A 14,384-nucleotide genomic window follows, 5' to 3' on the forward strand; every position below is an offset into this window, starting at 1 on the left:
CTCCAAGGGGGTGGCGGTTTCGGAAAAGCGGGCAAAGGTACGCATCCCGCCGGGCCAGATCAAGCCTTTCTGGACTAACGTACTGTATGTCTATAGGACAACACCCTCGGATAGATTAATCTAGGCCGGTTTTTTTGCCCGCCGCCGGAGCCTTTCCCTATGCCCATCCGTGAGATCCGCCATCCGCTGATCCGACACAAACTTGGCCTTATGCGCCGCGCAGACATTAGCACCAAAAACTTTCGCGAGCTTGCTCAGGAAGTCGGTGCCCTGCTGACGTACGAAGCCACCAAAGACCTGCCCCTGGAAACCTACGATATCGAAGGCTGGTGCGGCACTGTCCAGGTCGAAAAAATTGCCGGCAAGAAGATCACCGTGGTGCCGATCCTGCGCGCCGGCATCGGCATGCTCGAAGGCGTGCTGAGCCTGATCCCGGGAGCCAAGGTCAGCGCCGTCGGCGTGGCCCGCAATGAAGAAACCCTGCAGGCCCACACCTACCTGGAAAAACTGGTTCCGGAAATCAACGAACGCCTGGCCATGATCATCGACCCGATGCTCGCCACCGGCAGCTCGATGGTCGCCACCATCGAACTGCTGAAAAAAGCCGGCTGCCGGGATATCCGCGCCATGGTCCTGGTGGCCGCTCCCGAAGGCATCGCCGCCGTGGAAAAAGCACACCCGGACGTGACCATCTACACCGCCTCGATCGACGAGAAACTCAATGAACACGGCTACATCATCCCTGGCCTGGGTGATGCCGGCGACAAGATCTTCGGTACCAAGCAGAAGGATTCCTGATCATGCAGGATGAGTTCAACGATCCGCTCTGGCGCCAGGTGCTGTCGGGCGCACAGATGCTCTTCGTGGCCTTTGGCGCGTTGGTGTTGATGCCGCTGATTACCGGTCTCGACCCCAACGTGGCGCTGTTCACGGCGGGTCTCGGGACTCTGTTGTTCCAGGTCGTGACCCGGCGCCAGGTGCCGGTGTTCCTGGCGTCGAGCTTTGCCTTCATCACCCCGATCATTCTCGCCAAGCAGCAGTTCGGCCTGGCCGCGACCATGGGCGGCGTGATGGCCGCGGGTTTCGTCTACACCTTTCTGGGGCTGGCGGTGAAGGTCAAGGGCACCGGTTTCATTGACCGCCTGCTGCCGCCGGTGGTGATCGGGCCAGTGATCATTTCCATCGGCCTGGCCATGGCGCCAATCGCCGCCAACATGGCGATGGGCAAGAGTGGAGACGGCGCCGAGCTGATCCACTACCAGACCGCGATGCTGATCTCGATGCCCGCACTGCTGACCACCCTGATCGTCGCCGTCTTCGGCAAAGGGATTTTCCGCCTGGTGCCGATCATTTCCGGGGTGCTGGTGGGTTTTGCCATGTCGTTCTACTTCGGCGTGGTCGACACCGCGAAAATCGCCGCCGCGCCCTGGCTGGCCCTGCCCCACTTCACCGCGCCGGAGTTCAACTGGCAGGCGATCCTGTTTATCGTCCCGGTGGCGCTGGCCCCGGCCATCGAGCACATCGGCGGGGTGATTGCCGTCGGCAGCGTGACCGGTCGCGACTACCTGAAAAAACCCGGTCTGCACCGCACCCTGTTCGGTGACGGCATTGCCACCACCGCTGCCGGCCTGTTTGGCGGCCCGCCCAACACCACCTACGCCGAAGTCACTGGCGCGGTGATGCTGACCAAGAACTACAACCCGAAAATCATGACCTGGGCGGCGATTTTCGCCATCAGCCTGGCATTTATCGGCAAGTTCGGCGCGTTACTGCAAAGCATTCCAGTGCCGGTGATGGGCGGGATCTTGTGCCTGCTGTTCGGTTCGATTGCCGCGGTCGGCATGAACACCCTGATCCGCCACAAGATCGACCTGGGCGAAGCGCGCAATCTGGTGATTGTCTCGGTGACCCTGGTGTTCGGGATTGGCGGTGTGCTGGTGGGAACCGGCACCGGGCCGGATGACTTTGGGCTCAAAGGGATTGCGCTGTGCGCCGTAGTGGCGATTGCGCTGAACCTGATCCTGCCGGGCAATGACAGCTGGAAGCACAAGAAAGGCGATGAACCGCTGATCTGATGGCTGCGGCCATCGGCGTGTTCTTATCGCGGCTGCGGGCTGTGTTGGGCCTTTTATCCCGTAGGGGATTTGAGGGCCAGCACAGCCTCGGCAGCGGCTACAGCTCGACCTAGAGCGCCAGCGGGGCGCGCTCGCAGAGCGTGTTCAGGGCCTTGGCCCATTGCGGGTTGTCATTGAGGCACGGCACCAGCACCAATTCCTCGCCCCCCGCTTCGCGGAACTGTTCCAGGCCACGATCACCGATTTCTTCCAGGGTCTCGATGCAGTCGGCAACGAATGCCGGGCACATCACCAGGATTTTCTTTGCCCCCTGCTTGGCCAACTCATCGAGGCGCGCCTCGGTGTAGGGTTCTATCCATTTGGCGCGCCCCAGGCGCGACTGGAACGACACCGACCAGGTGCCCGGCGCCAGGCCCAGGCGCTCGGCGAACAGCTCGGCGGTGCGCAGGCATTGCGCGCGATAACAGGTGGCCAGGACTTGCGGCGACGCATTCTTGCAGCAGTCGGCATCCTTGAAACAATGCTGGCCAGTAGGGTCGAGCTTGGTCAGGTGACGTTCGGGCAAGCCGTGAAAACTGAGCAGCAGATGATCGTGTTCCTGCTCCAGGTACGGCTTGGCACTGGCCACCAGGGCGTCGAGGTATTCGGGCTGATCGTAGAACGGCTGCAGTATCGAGAGCTGCACATCCAGCTTCTTGTCGCGGATCACCCGCCGCGCCTCTTCGATCACGGTGGTCACGGTGCTGTCGGCGAACTGCGGATACAGCGGCGCCAGGGTGATCTTCTTCTGCCCCTGGGCCACCAGGCGCAACAGGGTCGTCTCAATCGACGGCTCGCCGTAGCGCATGGCCAACTCGACCGGGCCCTGGGTCCACTGGCTGGTCATCGCCTGCTGCAGGCGGCGGCTGAGCACCACCAGCGGCGAGCCGTCTTCCCACCAGATCGAAGCGTAGGCATGGGCCGACTGCTCCGGGCGCTTGATCAGGATCAGCGACACCAGCAAGCGTCGCACCGGCCACGGCAGGTCGATCACGTACGGGTCCATCAGGAATTGATTGAGGTAGCTGCGCACATCCGCCACCGAGGTGGAAGCCGGCGAACCCAGGTTGACCAGGAGCAACGCGTGATCGGTCATGCAACGTCCTATTTCAAAGGCGGCTGGATAAATCGTCCAGGGCCGCAGGCAAATCAGGGAACTGAAAAGTAAATCCGGCCGCCAGCAAACGCTCGGGCGTCGCGCGCTGGCCACCCAGCAACAGCAGCGACAACTCACCGAGCCCCACTCGCAGCGCAAAGGCCGGCAGCGGCACTATCGCGGGCCGGTGCAGGACGCGGCCCAGGCTCTTGGCGAACTCGCGATTGCGCACCGGCTGCGGCGCGCACGCATTATAAGGACCCCGGGCATCGCTGCGATGCAGGAGAAAATCAATCAAGGCGATTTGATCCTTGATATGAATCCACGGCATCCACTGCCGACCATTGCCAATAGGCCCGCCCAGCGCCAACTTGAACGGCAGCAGCAGGCGCGACAAAAAGCCGCCCTCGGCCGACAACACCAACCCGGTGCGCACCAGCACCACACGGATGCCCAAGGCTTCGGCGCGTTGCGCGGTTTCTTCCCAGGCGATGCACAGCTGGCTGGCGAAGTCTTCGCTGACCGGAGGGGAGTCTTCATGCAACTCACGCTCGCCGCCATCGCCATACCAGCCCACTGCCGAGCCCGAGATCAAAACACCCGGCTTTTGCTCCCGGTTTTCGAGCCAGGCCAGCAGCGTCTCGGTCAGGCCGATACGGCTGCTCCAGAGCAGCGCCTTGCGTTTATGGGTCCAGTGCCGGTCGCCAATCGGCGCCCCGGCCAGGTTGATCACCGCGTCCAGCGGCTGCTGATCCAGCTCCTGCAACTGCGCGACACCCCGCACCTGGGCGCCACACAGCTGCGCGACTTTTTCCGGCTGGCGACTCCAGACCGTCAGTTGATGGCCCTGGCTCAGCCAGAACTGACACAACTGACGGCCAATCAAACCAGTACCGCCGGTCAGCAATATGTGCATGAGATCCTCCTTGCGTGGCGTTTAAGCCCGATCACTAGTCTATTTTTATAGGCAGGGATCTTTTCAATCGGGCAGGCTGTGTTTTAACAATAGACAACCTGCACATCCGATCACGCCAAAAGCTATACCATAAAACAATATTGTACAGGTTTTAGCGACGGCGTAGTCTGTACAGAACGGTAAACGAGGCCCCTATGACTGTACCCATCGCAATTATCGGTACCGGCATTGCCGGACTCTCAGCTGCCCAGGCGTTGCACGATGCCGGGCACGTCGTTCAACTTTTCGATAAAAGCCGCGGCAGTGGCGGTCGCATGTCGAGCAAACGCAGCGATGCCGGTGCTCTGGACATGGGCGCGCAATACTTCACTGCCCGCGACCGGCGTTTTGTCACCGAGGTCCAGCGCTGGCAGGCCAATGGCTGGGTCGCCGAATGGACCCCGCAGCTGTACAACTCCCATGGCGGCCAACTGAGCCCCTCCCCCGACGAGCAGACCCGCTGGGTCGGCACCCCCCGCATGAGCGCCATCACCCGCGCCCTGCTCGGCGACATGGAAGTACACTTCGCCTGCCGCATCACCGAGGTCTTTCGCGGTGAACAGCATTGGCACCTGCAAGATGCCGAAGGCGTGACCCACGGCCCATTCAGCCATGTGGTCATCGCCACGCCCGCGCCCCAGGCCACCGCCCTGCTCGCCGCCGCACCGAAACTCGCCGGCGCCGCTGCCGGGGTCAAAATGGACCCGACCTGGGCCATCGCCCTGGCGTTCGACACCCCGCTGGAAACCCCGATGCAAGGCTGCTTCGTGCAGGACAGCCCGCTTGACTGGCTGGCCCGCAACCGCAGCAAACCCGGGCGCGACAGCACGCTCGACACCTGGGTCCTGCACGCCACCAGCGCCTGGAGCCGACAGAATATCGACCTGCCCAAGGAGGCCGTCATCGAGCAATTGCACGGCGCCTTCGCCGAGCTGCTGCACAGCGCCATGCCCGCGCCGACCTTCAGCCTCGCCCACCGCTGGCTCTACGCGCGGCCTGCCACCAGCCACGAATGGGGCGCCCTGGCCGATGCCGACCTGGGGCTGTATGTCTGCGGCGACTGGTGCTTGTCCGGTCGTGTCGAAGGTGCCTGGTTGAGCGGCCAGGAAGCCGCGCGTCGGCTGCATGAAAACCTGCAGTGAATCGCCTTAATCCACGCAAGTTGCTGCTGTCGAAGTGGACGGCAGCCCTCCCGCAAAACCGCGAGAAACACTTTCTGGTCAGCGAACTGTTCTGCGACGAAGAAGGCACTGTGCTGCAAGTCGAATTGCAGGCGGTCCTCACCCGCCGCTGCCAACGCCTGAACTGGCAGGACCTGCAAAACGACAGCAGCTGGCAGATGGGCTGGAAATGACGCCTTAGGCCCTCACGCAAATACCTATACAGATTATTTGACTTGTACAGCTTTGAATCTATGATAGAGCAAAGTTGTACAGGGTATTAATTCTGTACAGGTATTGGCCGGAGGTGCCTTGATGCCCGATATCACCGTTCCCCAGAGCAAACCGAAAATCGCCATCAGCGCCTGCCTGATGGGCGCCGAGGTGCGCTACAACGGCGGGCACAAGGAATCTCGCCTGTGCAGCCGGGTCCTGAGCGAGCACTTCGACTTCGTTGCGGTATGCCCCGAAGTCGCGATCGGCCTGGGCACCCCCCGCGAGCCGATCCGCCTGGTCGGCGATCCGCAGCAGCCACAGGCCGTCGGCACCGTTGACCGCGCACTCGACGTGACTCAGCCGCTGGCTGATTACGGCACCCGGATGGCGGCCGAACTGGGCGACATCTGCGGCTATATCCTGATGCAGAAATCCCCCTCCTGCGGCATGGAGCGGGTCAAGGTCTATCAGGACAAAGGGCGGCCCGCCGAACACAGCGGGCGCGGCATCTACGCCCAGGCGTTCTGCGCCAAACACCCCAACTTGCCGGTGGAAGAAGACGGCCGCCTCAACGACCCGGTGCTGCGGGAAAACTTCCTGACTCGGGTGTTCGCCTACAGCGCCTGGCAGGAGTTGCTCAAGCAAGGCCTGACCCGCCGTGGCCTGATGGAATTCCACTCGCGCTACAAATACTTGCTGATGGCCCACAGCCCCGTGCACTACAAAAGCCTCGGCCACCTGCTGGGCAGCATGGGCAAGGGCGACCCCGCCCTGATCGGCCCGCAGTATTTCAGCGAGCTGATGAGTGCGCTGAAAATATGCGCCACCCGCGGCACTCACACCAATGTCCTGCAGCACCTGAGCGGCTATTTCAAGCAGACCATCAGTGCCGACGACCGCCAGGAAATGCAGCAACTGATCGGCCAGTACCGCCACGGCATCATCCCCTTGGTGGTGCCGCTGACCCTGCTCAAGCACCACCTGCGCCAGCATCCGGATCCGTACGTGGCGCAGCAGGTCTACCTGCAGCCACACCCGGAAAACCTCAGCCTGCGCAATGCGATCTGAGCCATGAGCGAACCTGACTCCGACGATCCGCAAACCGCCACCGACTACGGCCAGGCGCTGGAACAGGGCTGGCTGCCGATCCGGGAAGTGGCGCGCCGCACCGGCGTCAACGCGGTCACCCTGCGCGCCTGGGAACGGCGCTACGGCCTGATCGTGCCGCAGCGCACCCCCAAGGGCCACCGGCTGTTTTCCGAAGAGCATGTGCAACAGATCCTGACCATTCTCACCTGGCTCAACCGCGGTGTTGCCGTGAGCCAGGTCAAGCACCTGCTGGGCTCCACCCCGGCCTTCAGCGTGCCGGCGGCAAACGACTGGCACAGCCTGCGCCAGAGCCTGACCCTGGCCATCAGCCAGTTGGCCGAGCGCAAGGTCGACGACACCTTCAACCAGGCCATGGCCCTGTATCCACCCCGAACCCTGTGCGAGCAGCTGCTGATTCCGCTGCTGGCCGAACTCGAACAACGCTGGCAAGGCCAGTTCGGCGCGCAGATGGAGCGGGTGTTTTTCTACTCCTGGCTGCGCAGCAAGCTCGGCGCGCGGATCTATCACAACAACCGCCAGTTGCAAGGCGCGCCGCTGCTGTTGATCAACCACTCGGACCTGCCGCTGGAGCCGCACCTGTGGCTCAGCGCCTGGCTGATCAGCAGCGCCGACTGCCCGGTGGAAGTGTTCGACTGGCCGCTGCCCGTCGGCGAACTGGCCCTGGCCGCCGAGCACCTACAAGCCCGGTGCGTGCTGCTGTATTCGAGCAAATCCATCCACCTCGGGCAGCTGCCACGGCTGCTGAGCGGGCTGAACTGCCCGACGCTGATTGCCGGACCAACGGTATGCATCCACTGCGCCGAACTGGCCGTATGTACCACTGAAATCGCTGATCTGTTCCTGGCCGAAGACCCGATCTCGGCACACCAGGCCCTGACCCAGCGAGGACTTCTCTGATCCAGGAATCACCATGCAACTGATCTGGCTACGCAGTGACCTGCGCCTACATGACAACACCGCCCTCAGCGCCGCTGCCGCACGCGGCCCGACCGTGGCCGTGTACCTGCTGAGCCCGGAACAGTGGCTGGTCCACGATGACGCGCCGTGCAAAGTCGACTTCTGGCTGCGCAACCTGCAACGGCTGAGCGCAGCCTTGGGCGAACGCAATATCCCGCTGCTGATCCGCCACGCCGCCACCTGGGATCAGGCACCCAACGTGTTGTTGAAGCTGTGCCAGGAGCTGCAGATCCAGGGCCTGCACTGCAACGACGAATACGGCATTCACGAAAGCCGACGCGATGCGGCGGTGGCCGAGAAGCTGGAAAACAACGGCATCGGCTTTCACAACTACCTCGATCAGTTGCTGTTTCAGCCAGGCAGCGTACTGACCCAGAGCGGCACCTATTTCCAGGTCTTCAGCCAGTTTCGCAAGGTCTGCTACAGCCGTTTGCACGGCAGCTTGCCGGCCCTGGTCAACGCCCCTCGGGTGCAAGCACCGATGGCCTTGAAAGCCGACCCGGTGCCGCAGCAGGTCGAAGGTTTTGCCCGCCCCAGCCAAAGCCTGCGCGACCTCTGGCCCGCCGGTGAAGACCAGGCCCGCGAACGCCTGGAGCGTTTCGCCGACGCCCAGATCGACTACTACCAGAGCGAGCGGGATTTCCCGGCCAAACCCGGCACCAGCCAGCTGTCGCCGTACCTGGCCGCGGGGGTGGTGTCGCCGCGCCAATGCCTGCATGCGGCGCTGCAAGCCAATCAGGGCGAGTTCGACAGTGGCAGCGTCGGCGCCGTCACCTGGATCAACGAATTGCTGTGGCGCGAATTCTACAAACACATCCTGGTGGGCTACCCACGGGTCTCGCGGCATCGCGCCTTTCGCCCGGAAACCGAGGCCGTGGCCTGGCGCCATGCCCCCGATGAACTGGCGGCCTGGCAGGAGGCGCGCACCGGCCTGCCGATCATCGATGCCGCCATGCGCCAATTGCTGGAAACCGGCTGGATGCACAATCGCCTGCGGATGGTGGTGGCGATGTTCCTCACCAAAAACCTGTTGCTCGACTGGCGTGAAGGCGAACGCTTTTTCATGCGGCACCTGATCGACGGCGACCTGGCCGCGAACAATGGCGGCTGGCAATGGAGCTCCTCCACCGGGACCGATTCGGCGCCCTACTTCCGTATCTTCAACCCCCTGAGCCAATCGCAGAAGTTCGACAGCGAAGGGCGCTTTATCAAGCATTGGCTGCCGCAACTGGCGGCGCTGAACAAAAAGGACGTGCACAACCCGGCGGCCATGGGCGGGCTGTTCGGCGTGGCCGATTACCCGGCGCCGATCGTCAACCTGTCGCAGTCTCGCGAACGCGCCCTGGCGGCCTTCAAGAGCCTGCCGCCACGGATGGATGCCGGAGCCGGCCATGAGTGAGTTCCTGCACGACTTCGCCCGCGTCTTTGCCAGCCTCGACAAACATAACCTCGAGCGTCTGCACTCGCTGTACAGCCCGGACATCCAGTTCACCGACCCGCTGCATGAGGTGCAGGGGTTGCCGCGCCTGCATGAATACTTCAGCGAGCTGTACGCCAACGTCAGCCATTTGCAGTTCGTCTTTTCCGGCATGGACCCGGTGGACGACGGCCAGGGCTACCTGCGCTGGACCATGAGCTACAGCCACCCTCGACTCAATGCCGGCCGGACCATCCACGTCGACGGCTGCTCCCACCTGCAGTGGCGCAACGGTCGGGTCTATCGCCACCACGACTATTTCGACGCCGGCGCGCTGCTGTATCAGCACCTGCCCATCCTCGGCCGGGTGATCGCCTGGCTGAAAAGGAGAATCGGATGAAGGCGACCATGCCTCGGCGTATCTGGCTGACCGGCGCCAGCAGCGGCATCGGCGCGGCCCTCGCCGAAGAACTGCTGCTGGGCGGCGCACACCTGGCCCTCAGCGCACGCACCCGTGCCCCGCTCGACGCCCTGGCGCTGCGCTTTCCCGGACGGGTGCTGGTGGTGCCGGGGGACCTCACCGCCCCCGAACAAGTGCGCCAGATCGGCGAACAGATCGCCCTGGCCTGGGGCGCGCTGGACACGGCGATTCTCAATGCGGGCACCTGTGAATACATCGAGGTGCAGCAGTTCAAGGCCGCGCTGGTCGAGCAAGTGATGCGCAGCAACCTGACGGCCAGCTGCCATTGCATCGAAGCCGCCCTGCCCTTGCTGCGCGCCGGCAATCGTCCGCACCTGGTGGGGGTCGCCAGCTCGGTGACCTACCTGCCGCTGCCCCGGGCCGGAGCCTACGGTGCCTCCAAGGCCGCCTTGCGCTACCTGCTGCAATCGCTGCGGATCGACCTCGCGGCCGAGGGCATCGATGTAACCGTGGTCAGCCCGGGTTTTGTCGAAACCCCGCTCACCGCCCGCAACGACTTCCCTATGCCCATGAGCTGGCCGGCCGCCAAGGCGGCACGCCATATCAACCGGCGCCTGTCACAACGGCCGTTGGAGATCGCCTTTCCGGCCGGTTTTATCGCCGGCCTAAAACTGCTGTCCTGGCTGCCGGGGCGCTGGCAACTGGCGATCGGCAAACGCCTGGCACGCAACGCCTCGCCGACCGGGAGCGCCTCATGAAAATCGCCATTATCGGCAGCGGCATCTCTGGGCTGACCAGCGCCTACCTGCTCAATCGCCGCCACGACATCACGCTGTTCGAGGCCGGCAGTTGGGTCGGCGGCCACACCCACACGGTGGACGTCAGCGTGGCGGGCGAAACCCACGCGGTGGACACCGGTTTTATCGTGTTCAACGACTGGACCTACCCCAACTTCATTCGCCTGCTGGGGCAGATCGGCGTGACGTTCAAACCCACCGAGATGAGTTTCTCGGTGTGCGATGCGCAATCGGGGCTGGAGTACAACGGCAATAACCTCAACAGCCTGTTCGCTCAGCGCCGCAACCTGCTGTCGCCGGGGTTCTGGGGCATGCTGCGGGACATTCTGCGCTTCAATAAAGAGGCCCTGCGCGACTTACAGCAACAGCGGATCGCGCCCGACACCACCCTCGGCGACTACCTGCGAGACCAGGGCTACGGCGAGCGTTTTATCCAGCACTACATCGTGCCCATGGGCGCGGCGATCTGGTCCATGTCCCTGGTGGAGATGCGCGGCTTTCCGTTGCAGTTTTTTGTGCGCTTTTTCAAGAACCACGGCCTGTTGTCGGTGAGCAATCGCCCGCAATGGTGCGTGATCGAGGGCGGTTCCAGCCGCTATATCGAACCGCTGAGCGCCACGTTTCGCGAGCGCATTCGCCTGAACTGCCCGGTCAGCCGGGTCGAGCGTGATCTGTCCGGCGTGCTGATCCACAGTGCCGCCGGCAGCGAACGCTTCGACAAAGTGGTGTTCGCCTGCCACAGCGACCAGGCCCTGAGCTTGCTGGCCGAACCCAGCGATGCCGAGCAGGACATCCTCGGCGCCCTGCCCTATGCCGACAACGACGTGGTGCTGCACACCGACACCCGGCTGTTGCCGCAACGCAAGCTGGCCTGGGCCAGCTGGAACTATCGCCTGGACGGCAGCAGCGACACCCAGGCGGCCGTCACCTATGACATGAACATCCTCCAGGGCCTGCAAAGCTCGACCACCTTTTGCGTCAGCCTCAACCAGAGCGCCGCCATCGACCCCTCCAAGGTCCTGGCGCGCTACACCTACGCCCACCCGCAATACAGCCTCGGCGCGGTGGCCGCCCAGGGTCGCTGGCAAGAGTTGCAAGGCGCGCAGCACAGCTTCTACTGCGGTGCCTATTGGGCCAACGGCTTCCATGAAGACGGCGTGGTCAGCGCCCTGCGCGTGGCCCAGGCGTTCGGGGAACAATTGTGAACAGCGCCCTGTACAGCGGCTGGATCGGCCATCGGCGCTTTGCGCCCAAGTGCCATGCGTTTCGCTATCGCATCGGCCTGCTGTACCTGGATCTGGATGAACAAGCGCAGGTGTTCGGCCTCTCGCCCCTGGCGGGCAGCAGCCGTTTTGCGCCGTTTTCCCTGCGCGAAAGCGATTACCTGAAGGCCTTCACCGGCCAGGGCATGCCCCTGATCGATGCCGTGCGCCAGCAGGTGGCGGCCGCCCTCGGCCATGTACCCGGCGGCGCGGTGTGCCTGTTGACCCAGGTCCGCAGCTGGGGCCTGGCGTTCAACCCGGTGAGCTTTTTCTACTGTTTCGAAAGCGACGGGCAACTGGCGGCGATTCTGTGTGAGGTCACCAACACCCCATGGCGCGAGCGCTATCACTACGTGCTGCCAGCCCAGGCTGCGACGACCGCCGAGCACCAGCACTTCGCCGTGGCCAAGGCCTTTCATGTGTCGCCGTTCATGCCCCGGGACCTGGAGTACCGCATGAGTTTCAGCCCCCCGGGCGAACGCCTGGGGGTGCACATGGCCGACTGGCAGGGCGAGTTCAAGCTGTTTGACGCCACCCTCAACCTGCAACGCCAGGCCCTCGACCGTCACAGTTTGCACGCCTACCTGCGGCGCTTTCCGTGGATGACCGCCAAGACTTGCCTGGCCATCTACTGGCAAGCCCTGCGCCTGCTGCTCAAACGCATTCCCCTTGTTTCCCATCAGGCTGCCGATGGCACCTATAAAACCGCCGCTGTACAACCCAAGGATCGCCGCCATGAAATCCTCTAGCGTATCGGCCAAGGCCAGCCTGTTGAGCACCAATGGCCTGACCGGCAATCTCCTGCGCCGTGGCGTGCTGCGTCAGCTGGCACAGCTCAAGCACGGACAACTGGTGCTGATTGAAGACGGCGAACGCCATGTGTTCGGCAGTGCCGGGGCCAAGCTGCTGGGGGAGATTCATATCCTCGATGCGGCAGTCTGGGGCCTGGTCGCCAGCAACGGTTCGATCGGTGCCGGCGAAGCCTTTATCCATGGCTACTGGAGCACCCCGGACCTGACCGCCGTGGTACGGGTGTTTGTCAGCAACCTGGAGGTACTCGATGGCCTGGAAGGCGGCCTGGCCAAACTCGGCCGGCCGTTGATCCAGGGCCTGCACTGGCTCAACCGCAACACGCGCAAGGGCTCGCAGAAAAACATCGCCGCCCACTACGACCTGGGCAATGAGCTGTTCGAACAGTTTCTCGACCCGACCATGATGTATTCGGCGGCGCAGTTCCGCAGCAGCGAAGACACCCTGGAGCAGGCGCAACTGAACAAGCTGGAGCGCATCTGCCAGAAGCTCGCCCTGCAACCGTCCGACCACCTGCTGGAGATCGGCACCGGCTGGGGCAGCATGGCGCTGTACGCCGCGCAGAACTATGGCTGCAAGGTCACCACCACGACCCTGTCCAGGGAGCAGTTCGCCTTTACCCGCCAGCGCATCGACCAACTGGGCCTGCAAGACCAGGTGACCCTGCTGCTGGAGGATTACCGCGACCTCAGCGGGCAGTACGACAAGCTGGTGTCGATCGAGATGATCGAAGCCGTCGGCCACCACTTTCTGCCGACCTACTTCAAGCAGTGCGCGCACCTGCTCAAGAGCAACGGCCTGATGCTGCTGCAAGCCATCACCATCCGCGACCAGCGTTATGAGCAGGCGAAAAACCACGTCGACTTCATCCAGCGCTACATCTTCCCCGGCGGCGCCCTGCCCTGCGTGCAGAAGATGCTGGAGATCGTCAGCCGCGACACCGACATGAATCTGCTGCACATGGAAGACTTCGGCCTGCATTACGCGCGCACCCTGCGCCTGTGGCACGAGAACTTCCGCCGCGCCCATGGGCGCCTGGTCGAACTCGGTTACGACCAGTACTTCCTGCGGCTGTGGGAGTTCTACCTGTGCTACTGCGAGGGCGGCTTCCTGGAACGCACCATCGGCACCGCACAGTTGCTGTTGGCCAAGCCTGCGGCGGCCCCGGAGCCGTTGCTGGGTCGCTTCAATGCGTAAACGCCTGGCCAATGCGGGGCTGTTCCAGCTGGGCTGGTTCGCCTGCGTGATGGGCGGTGACGGCCCCTGGCTGCTGCTGGGGTTGGGGGTGCTGGTGATTCACTTGCTGTGGATAAACCAGTGGGCCGAAGAAGGTCGGCTGATCCTCAGCGTGATGCTGTTCGGCATCTCGATCGACAGCTTCCTGCATTGGCTGGGGGTGTTTCAGTTCAAGGAAGTCGCGCTGCTGATTCCGCTGTGGCTGATGCTGCTCTGGGCCCTGCTGGGCACCACCTTGCGCCATTGCCTGGCCTGGTGCGCCAGGCCCTGGTGGCTGGCCAGCCTGTTGGGCGCCTTCAGCGGGCCGCTGTCGTACTACGCCGGCGGGCGCCTGGCGGGGGTGCAGTTTCCTTATGGGCTGTGGCCGACGCTGATTGGCCTGGGGTTGCTCTGGGCCGTGGTCTTTCCCTTGCTGCAACTGATGGCCCGGCATCTGCCCAACGGGCAGTTGCGCACATCGGCAGGCTAAGCGTCCGTCAGTGCATTCACACAGCCCGGCCCCACTGCCTTACACTGCGCGCCTATGAACACCATCCCCCACACCCAGATTGCCGAACCTGCGGTCACCTGCTCCACCTGCGCGGCGTGCTGCTGCCAGCTGGAAGTCATGCTGATCACCGACACCGGTGTGCCTGAACGGTTTATCGACACCGATGACTGGGGGGGCGAAGTCATGCTGCGCCTGGATGACGGCTGGTGCGCCGCGCTGGATCGCAACAGCATGATGTGCACCATCTACGAGAAGCGCCCGCTGATCTGCCGGGAGTTCGAGATGGGTGAAGCCGACTGCCTCACCGAACGCCGTGGCATCGCCACGGCGTATCGCTGACCTC

At 63.5% G+C, this 14,384-nt stretch carries 16 protein-coding genes; 14 read left to right on the forward strand and 2 right to left on the reverse strand.

Translation table 11 applies throughout. The annotated features are described in order from the left end of the window. The first annotated feature begins 159 nt into the window (after positions 1-159). The gene (gene upp, locus CF161_RS15855; RefSeq protein WP_020297619.1) at positions 160-798 is read left to right on the forward strand and encodes a uracil phosphoribosyltransferase; all 639 of its coding nucleotides are present in this window, start codon (positions 160-162) and stop codon (positions 796-798) included. A gap of 2 nt (positions 799-800) precedes the next feature. Then, a complete protein-coding gene (locus tag CF161_RS15860) occupies positions 801-2,075 on the forward strand; it encodes a uracil-xanthine permease family protein (protein ID WP_020297620.1) in 1,275 nt (424 codons plus the stop codon). Positions 2,076-2,184: 109 nt separating this feature from the next. On the opposite strand, the gene hemH is transcribed toward CF161_RS15860, so the two are convergent. Continuing rightward, positions 2,185-3,210 carry a ferrochelatase gene (gene hemH / locus CF161_RS15865; RefSeq protein WP_020297622.1) on the reverse strand — a complete coding sequence of 342 codons (1,026 nt, stop codon included), beginning with the start codon at positions 3,208-3,210 and terminating at the stop codon, positions 2,185-2,187. A gap of 13 nt (positions 3,211-3,223) precedes the next feature. Further along, positions 3,224-4,126, reverse strand: a complete 903-nt coding sequence (locus CF161_RS15870) for a TIGR01777 family oxidoreductase (RefSeq protein WP_020297623.1) — start codon at positions 4,124-4,126, stop codon at positions 3,224-3,226. A 194-nt stretch (positions 4,127-4,320) separates the two neighbouring features. On the opposite strand from CF161_RS15870, the gene CF161_RS15875 reads away from it, so the two are divergent. The 12 genes from CF161_RS15875 to CF161_RS15930 all read left to right on the forward strand — a co-directional run bounded on the left by CF161_RS15875 (position 4,321) and on the right by CF161_RS15930 (position 14,380). Then, the gene (locus CF161_RS15875; protein WP_020297624.1) at positions 4,321-5,307 is read left to right on the forward strand and encodes an NAD(P)/FAD-dependent oxidoreductase; all 987 of its coding nucleotides are present in this window, start codon (positions 4,321-4,323) and stop codon (positions 5,305-5,307) included. Continuing rightward, the gene (locus CF161_RS15880; RefSeq protein WP_020297625.1) at positions 5,304-5,519 is read left to right on the forward strand and encodes a TIGR02450 family Trp-rich protein; all 216 of its coding nucleotides are present in this window, start codon (positions 5,304-5,306) and stop codon (positions 5,517-5,519) included. Before CF161_RS15875 ends, CF161_RS15880 begins: the two co-directional genes overlap by 4 nt. 121 nt (positions 5,520-5,640) lie before the next feature. Next, on the forward strand, positions 5,641-6,609 hold the full coding sequence (locus CF161_RS15885) for a DUF523 and DUF1722 domain-containing protein (RefSeq protein WP_020297626.1): 969 nt from the start codon (positions 5,641-5,643) through the stop codon (positions 6,607-6,609). 3 nt (positions 6,610-6,612) lie between these two features. Further along, positions 6,613-7,548: a MerR family transcriptional regulator gene (locus CF161_RS15890; protein ID WP_020297627.1), complete on the forward strand. Its 936-nt coding sequence runs from the start codon at positions 6,613-6,615 to the stop codon at positions 7,546-7,548. Positions 7,549-7,561: 13 nt separating this feature from the next. Continuing rightward, a complete protein-coding gene (gene phrB / locus CF161_RS15895) occupies positions 7,562-9,007 on the forward strand; it encodes a deoxyribodipyrimidine photo-lyase (RefSeq protein WP_020297628.1) in 1,446 nt (481 codons plus the stop codon). After that, positions 9,000-9,425, forward strand: a complete 426-nt coding sequence (locus CF161_RS15900; protein ID WP_020297629.1) for a nuclear transport factor 2 family protein — start codon at positions 9,000-9,002, stop codon at positions 9,423-9,425. Before phrB ends, CF161_RS15900 begins: the two co-directional genes overlap by 8 nt. Continuing rightward, positions 9,422-10,204 (forward strand): SDR family oxidoreductase, encoded by a 783-nt coding sequence (locus CF161_RS15905; protein WP_020297630.1) that lies wholly within the window; start codon positions 9,422-9,424, stop codon positions 10,202-10,204. Before CF161_RS15900 ends, CF161_RS15905 begins: the two co-directional genes overlap by 4 nt. Further along, entirely contained in the window at positions 10,201-11,448 is a 1,248-nt protein-coding gene (locus CF161_RS15910) for an NAD(P)/FAD-dependent oxidoreductase (RefSeq protein ID WP_020297631.1), read from the forward strand. Before CF161_RS15905 ends, CF161_RS15910 begins: the two co-directional genes overlap by 4 nt. Beyond that, positions 11,445-12,254, forward strand: a complete 810-nt coding sequence (locus CF161_RS15915) for a DUF1365 domain-containing protein (protein ID WP_020297632.1) — start codon at positions 11,445-11,447, stop codon at positions 12,252-12,254. Before CF161_RS15910 ends, CF161_RS15915 begins: the two co-directional genes overlap by 4 nt. Continuing rightward, positions 12,241-13,512 carry a cyclopropane-fatty-acyl-phospholipid synthase family protein gene (locus tag CF161_RS15920; protein WP_020297633.1) on the forward strand — a complete coding sequence of 424 codons (1,272 nt, stop codon included), beginning with the start codon at positions 12,241-12,243 and terminating at the stop codon, positions 13,510-13,512. Before CF161_RS15915 ends, CF161_RS15920 begins: the two co-directional genes overlap by 14 nt. Next, complete coding sequence (locus tag CF161_RS15925) at positions 13,505-14,020, forward strand: DUF2878 domain-containing protein (RefSeq protein ID WP_020297634.1); 516 nt, start codon at positions 13,505-13,507, stop codon at positions 14,018-14,020. Before CF161_RS15920 ends, CF161_RS15925 begins: the two co-directional genes overlap by 8 nt. Positions 14,021-14,074: 54 nt before the next feature. Next, positions 14,075-14,380 (forward strand): YkgJ family cysteine cluster protein, encoded by a 306-nt coding sequence (locus tag CF161_RS15930; protein ID WP_020297635.1) that lies wholly within the window; start codon positions 14,075-14,077, stop codon positions 14,378-14,380. Positions 14,381-14,384: the final 4 nt, after the last annotated feature.

The organism is Pseudomonas sp. CF161 (assembly GCF_000416215.1).
Lineage (GTDB): Bacteria > Pseudomonadota > Gammaproteobacteria > Pseudomonadales > Pseudomonadaceae > Aquipseudomonas.

Bases quoted from the DNA above. Each gene is read 5' to 3' on its own strand.
- CF161_RS15905 (WP_020297630.1), top strand. From the start codon at position 9,422: ATGAAGGCGACCATGCCTCGGCGTATCTGGCTGACCGGCGCCAGCAGC.
- CF161_RS15920 (WP_020297633.1), top strand. From the start codon at position 12,241: ATGAAATCCTCTAGCGTATCGGCCAAGGCCAGCCTGTTGAGCACCAAT.
- CF161_RS15870 (WP_020297623.1), bottom strand. From the start codon at position 4,126: ATGCACATATTGCTGACCGGCGGTACTGGTTTGATTGGCCGTCAGTTG.
- CF161_RS15890 (WP_020297627.1), top strand. From the start codon at position 6,613: ATGAGCGAACCTGACTCCGACGATCCGCAAACCGCCACCGACTACGGC.
- CF161_RS15925 (WP_020297634.1), top strand. From the start codon at position 13,505: ATGCGTAAACGCCTGGCCAATGCGGGGCTGTTCCAGCTGGGCTGGTTC.
- phrB (WP_020297628.1), top strand. From the start codon at position 7,562: ATGCAACTGATCTGGCTACGCAGTGACCTGCGCCTACATGACAACACC.
- hemH (WP_020297622.1), bottom strand. From the start codon at position 3,210: ATGACCGATCACGCGTTGCTCCTGGTCAACCTGGGTTCGCCGGCTTCC.
- upp (WP_020297619.1), top strand. From the start codon at position 160: ATGCCCATCCGTGAGATCCGCCATCCGCTGATCCGACACAAACTTGGC.
- CF161_RS15900 (WP_020297629.1), top strand. From the start codon at position 9,000: ATGAGTGAGTTCCTGCACGACTTCGCCCGCGTCTTTGCCAGCCTCGAC.
- CF161_RS15885 (WP_020297626.1), top strand. From the start codon at position 5,641: ATGCCCGATATCACCGTTCCCCAGAGCAAACCGAAAATCGCCATCAGC.
- CF161_RS15930 (WP_020297635.1), top strand. From the start codon at position 14,075: ATGAACACCATCCCCCACACCCAGATTGCCGAACCTGCGGTCACCTGC.
- CF161_RS15860 (WP_020297620.1), top strand. From the start codon at position 801: ATGCAGGATGAGTTCAACGATCCGCTCTGGCGCCAGGTGCTGTCGGGC.
- CF161_RS15910 (WP_020297631.1), top strand. From the start codon at position 10,201: ATGAAAATCGCCATTATCGGCAGCGGCATCTCTGGGCTGACCAGCGCC.
- CF161_RS15875 (WP_020297624.1), top strand. From the start codon at position 4,321: ATGACTGTACCCATCGCAATTATCGGTACCGGCATTGCCGGACTCTCA.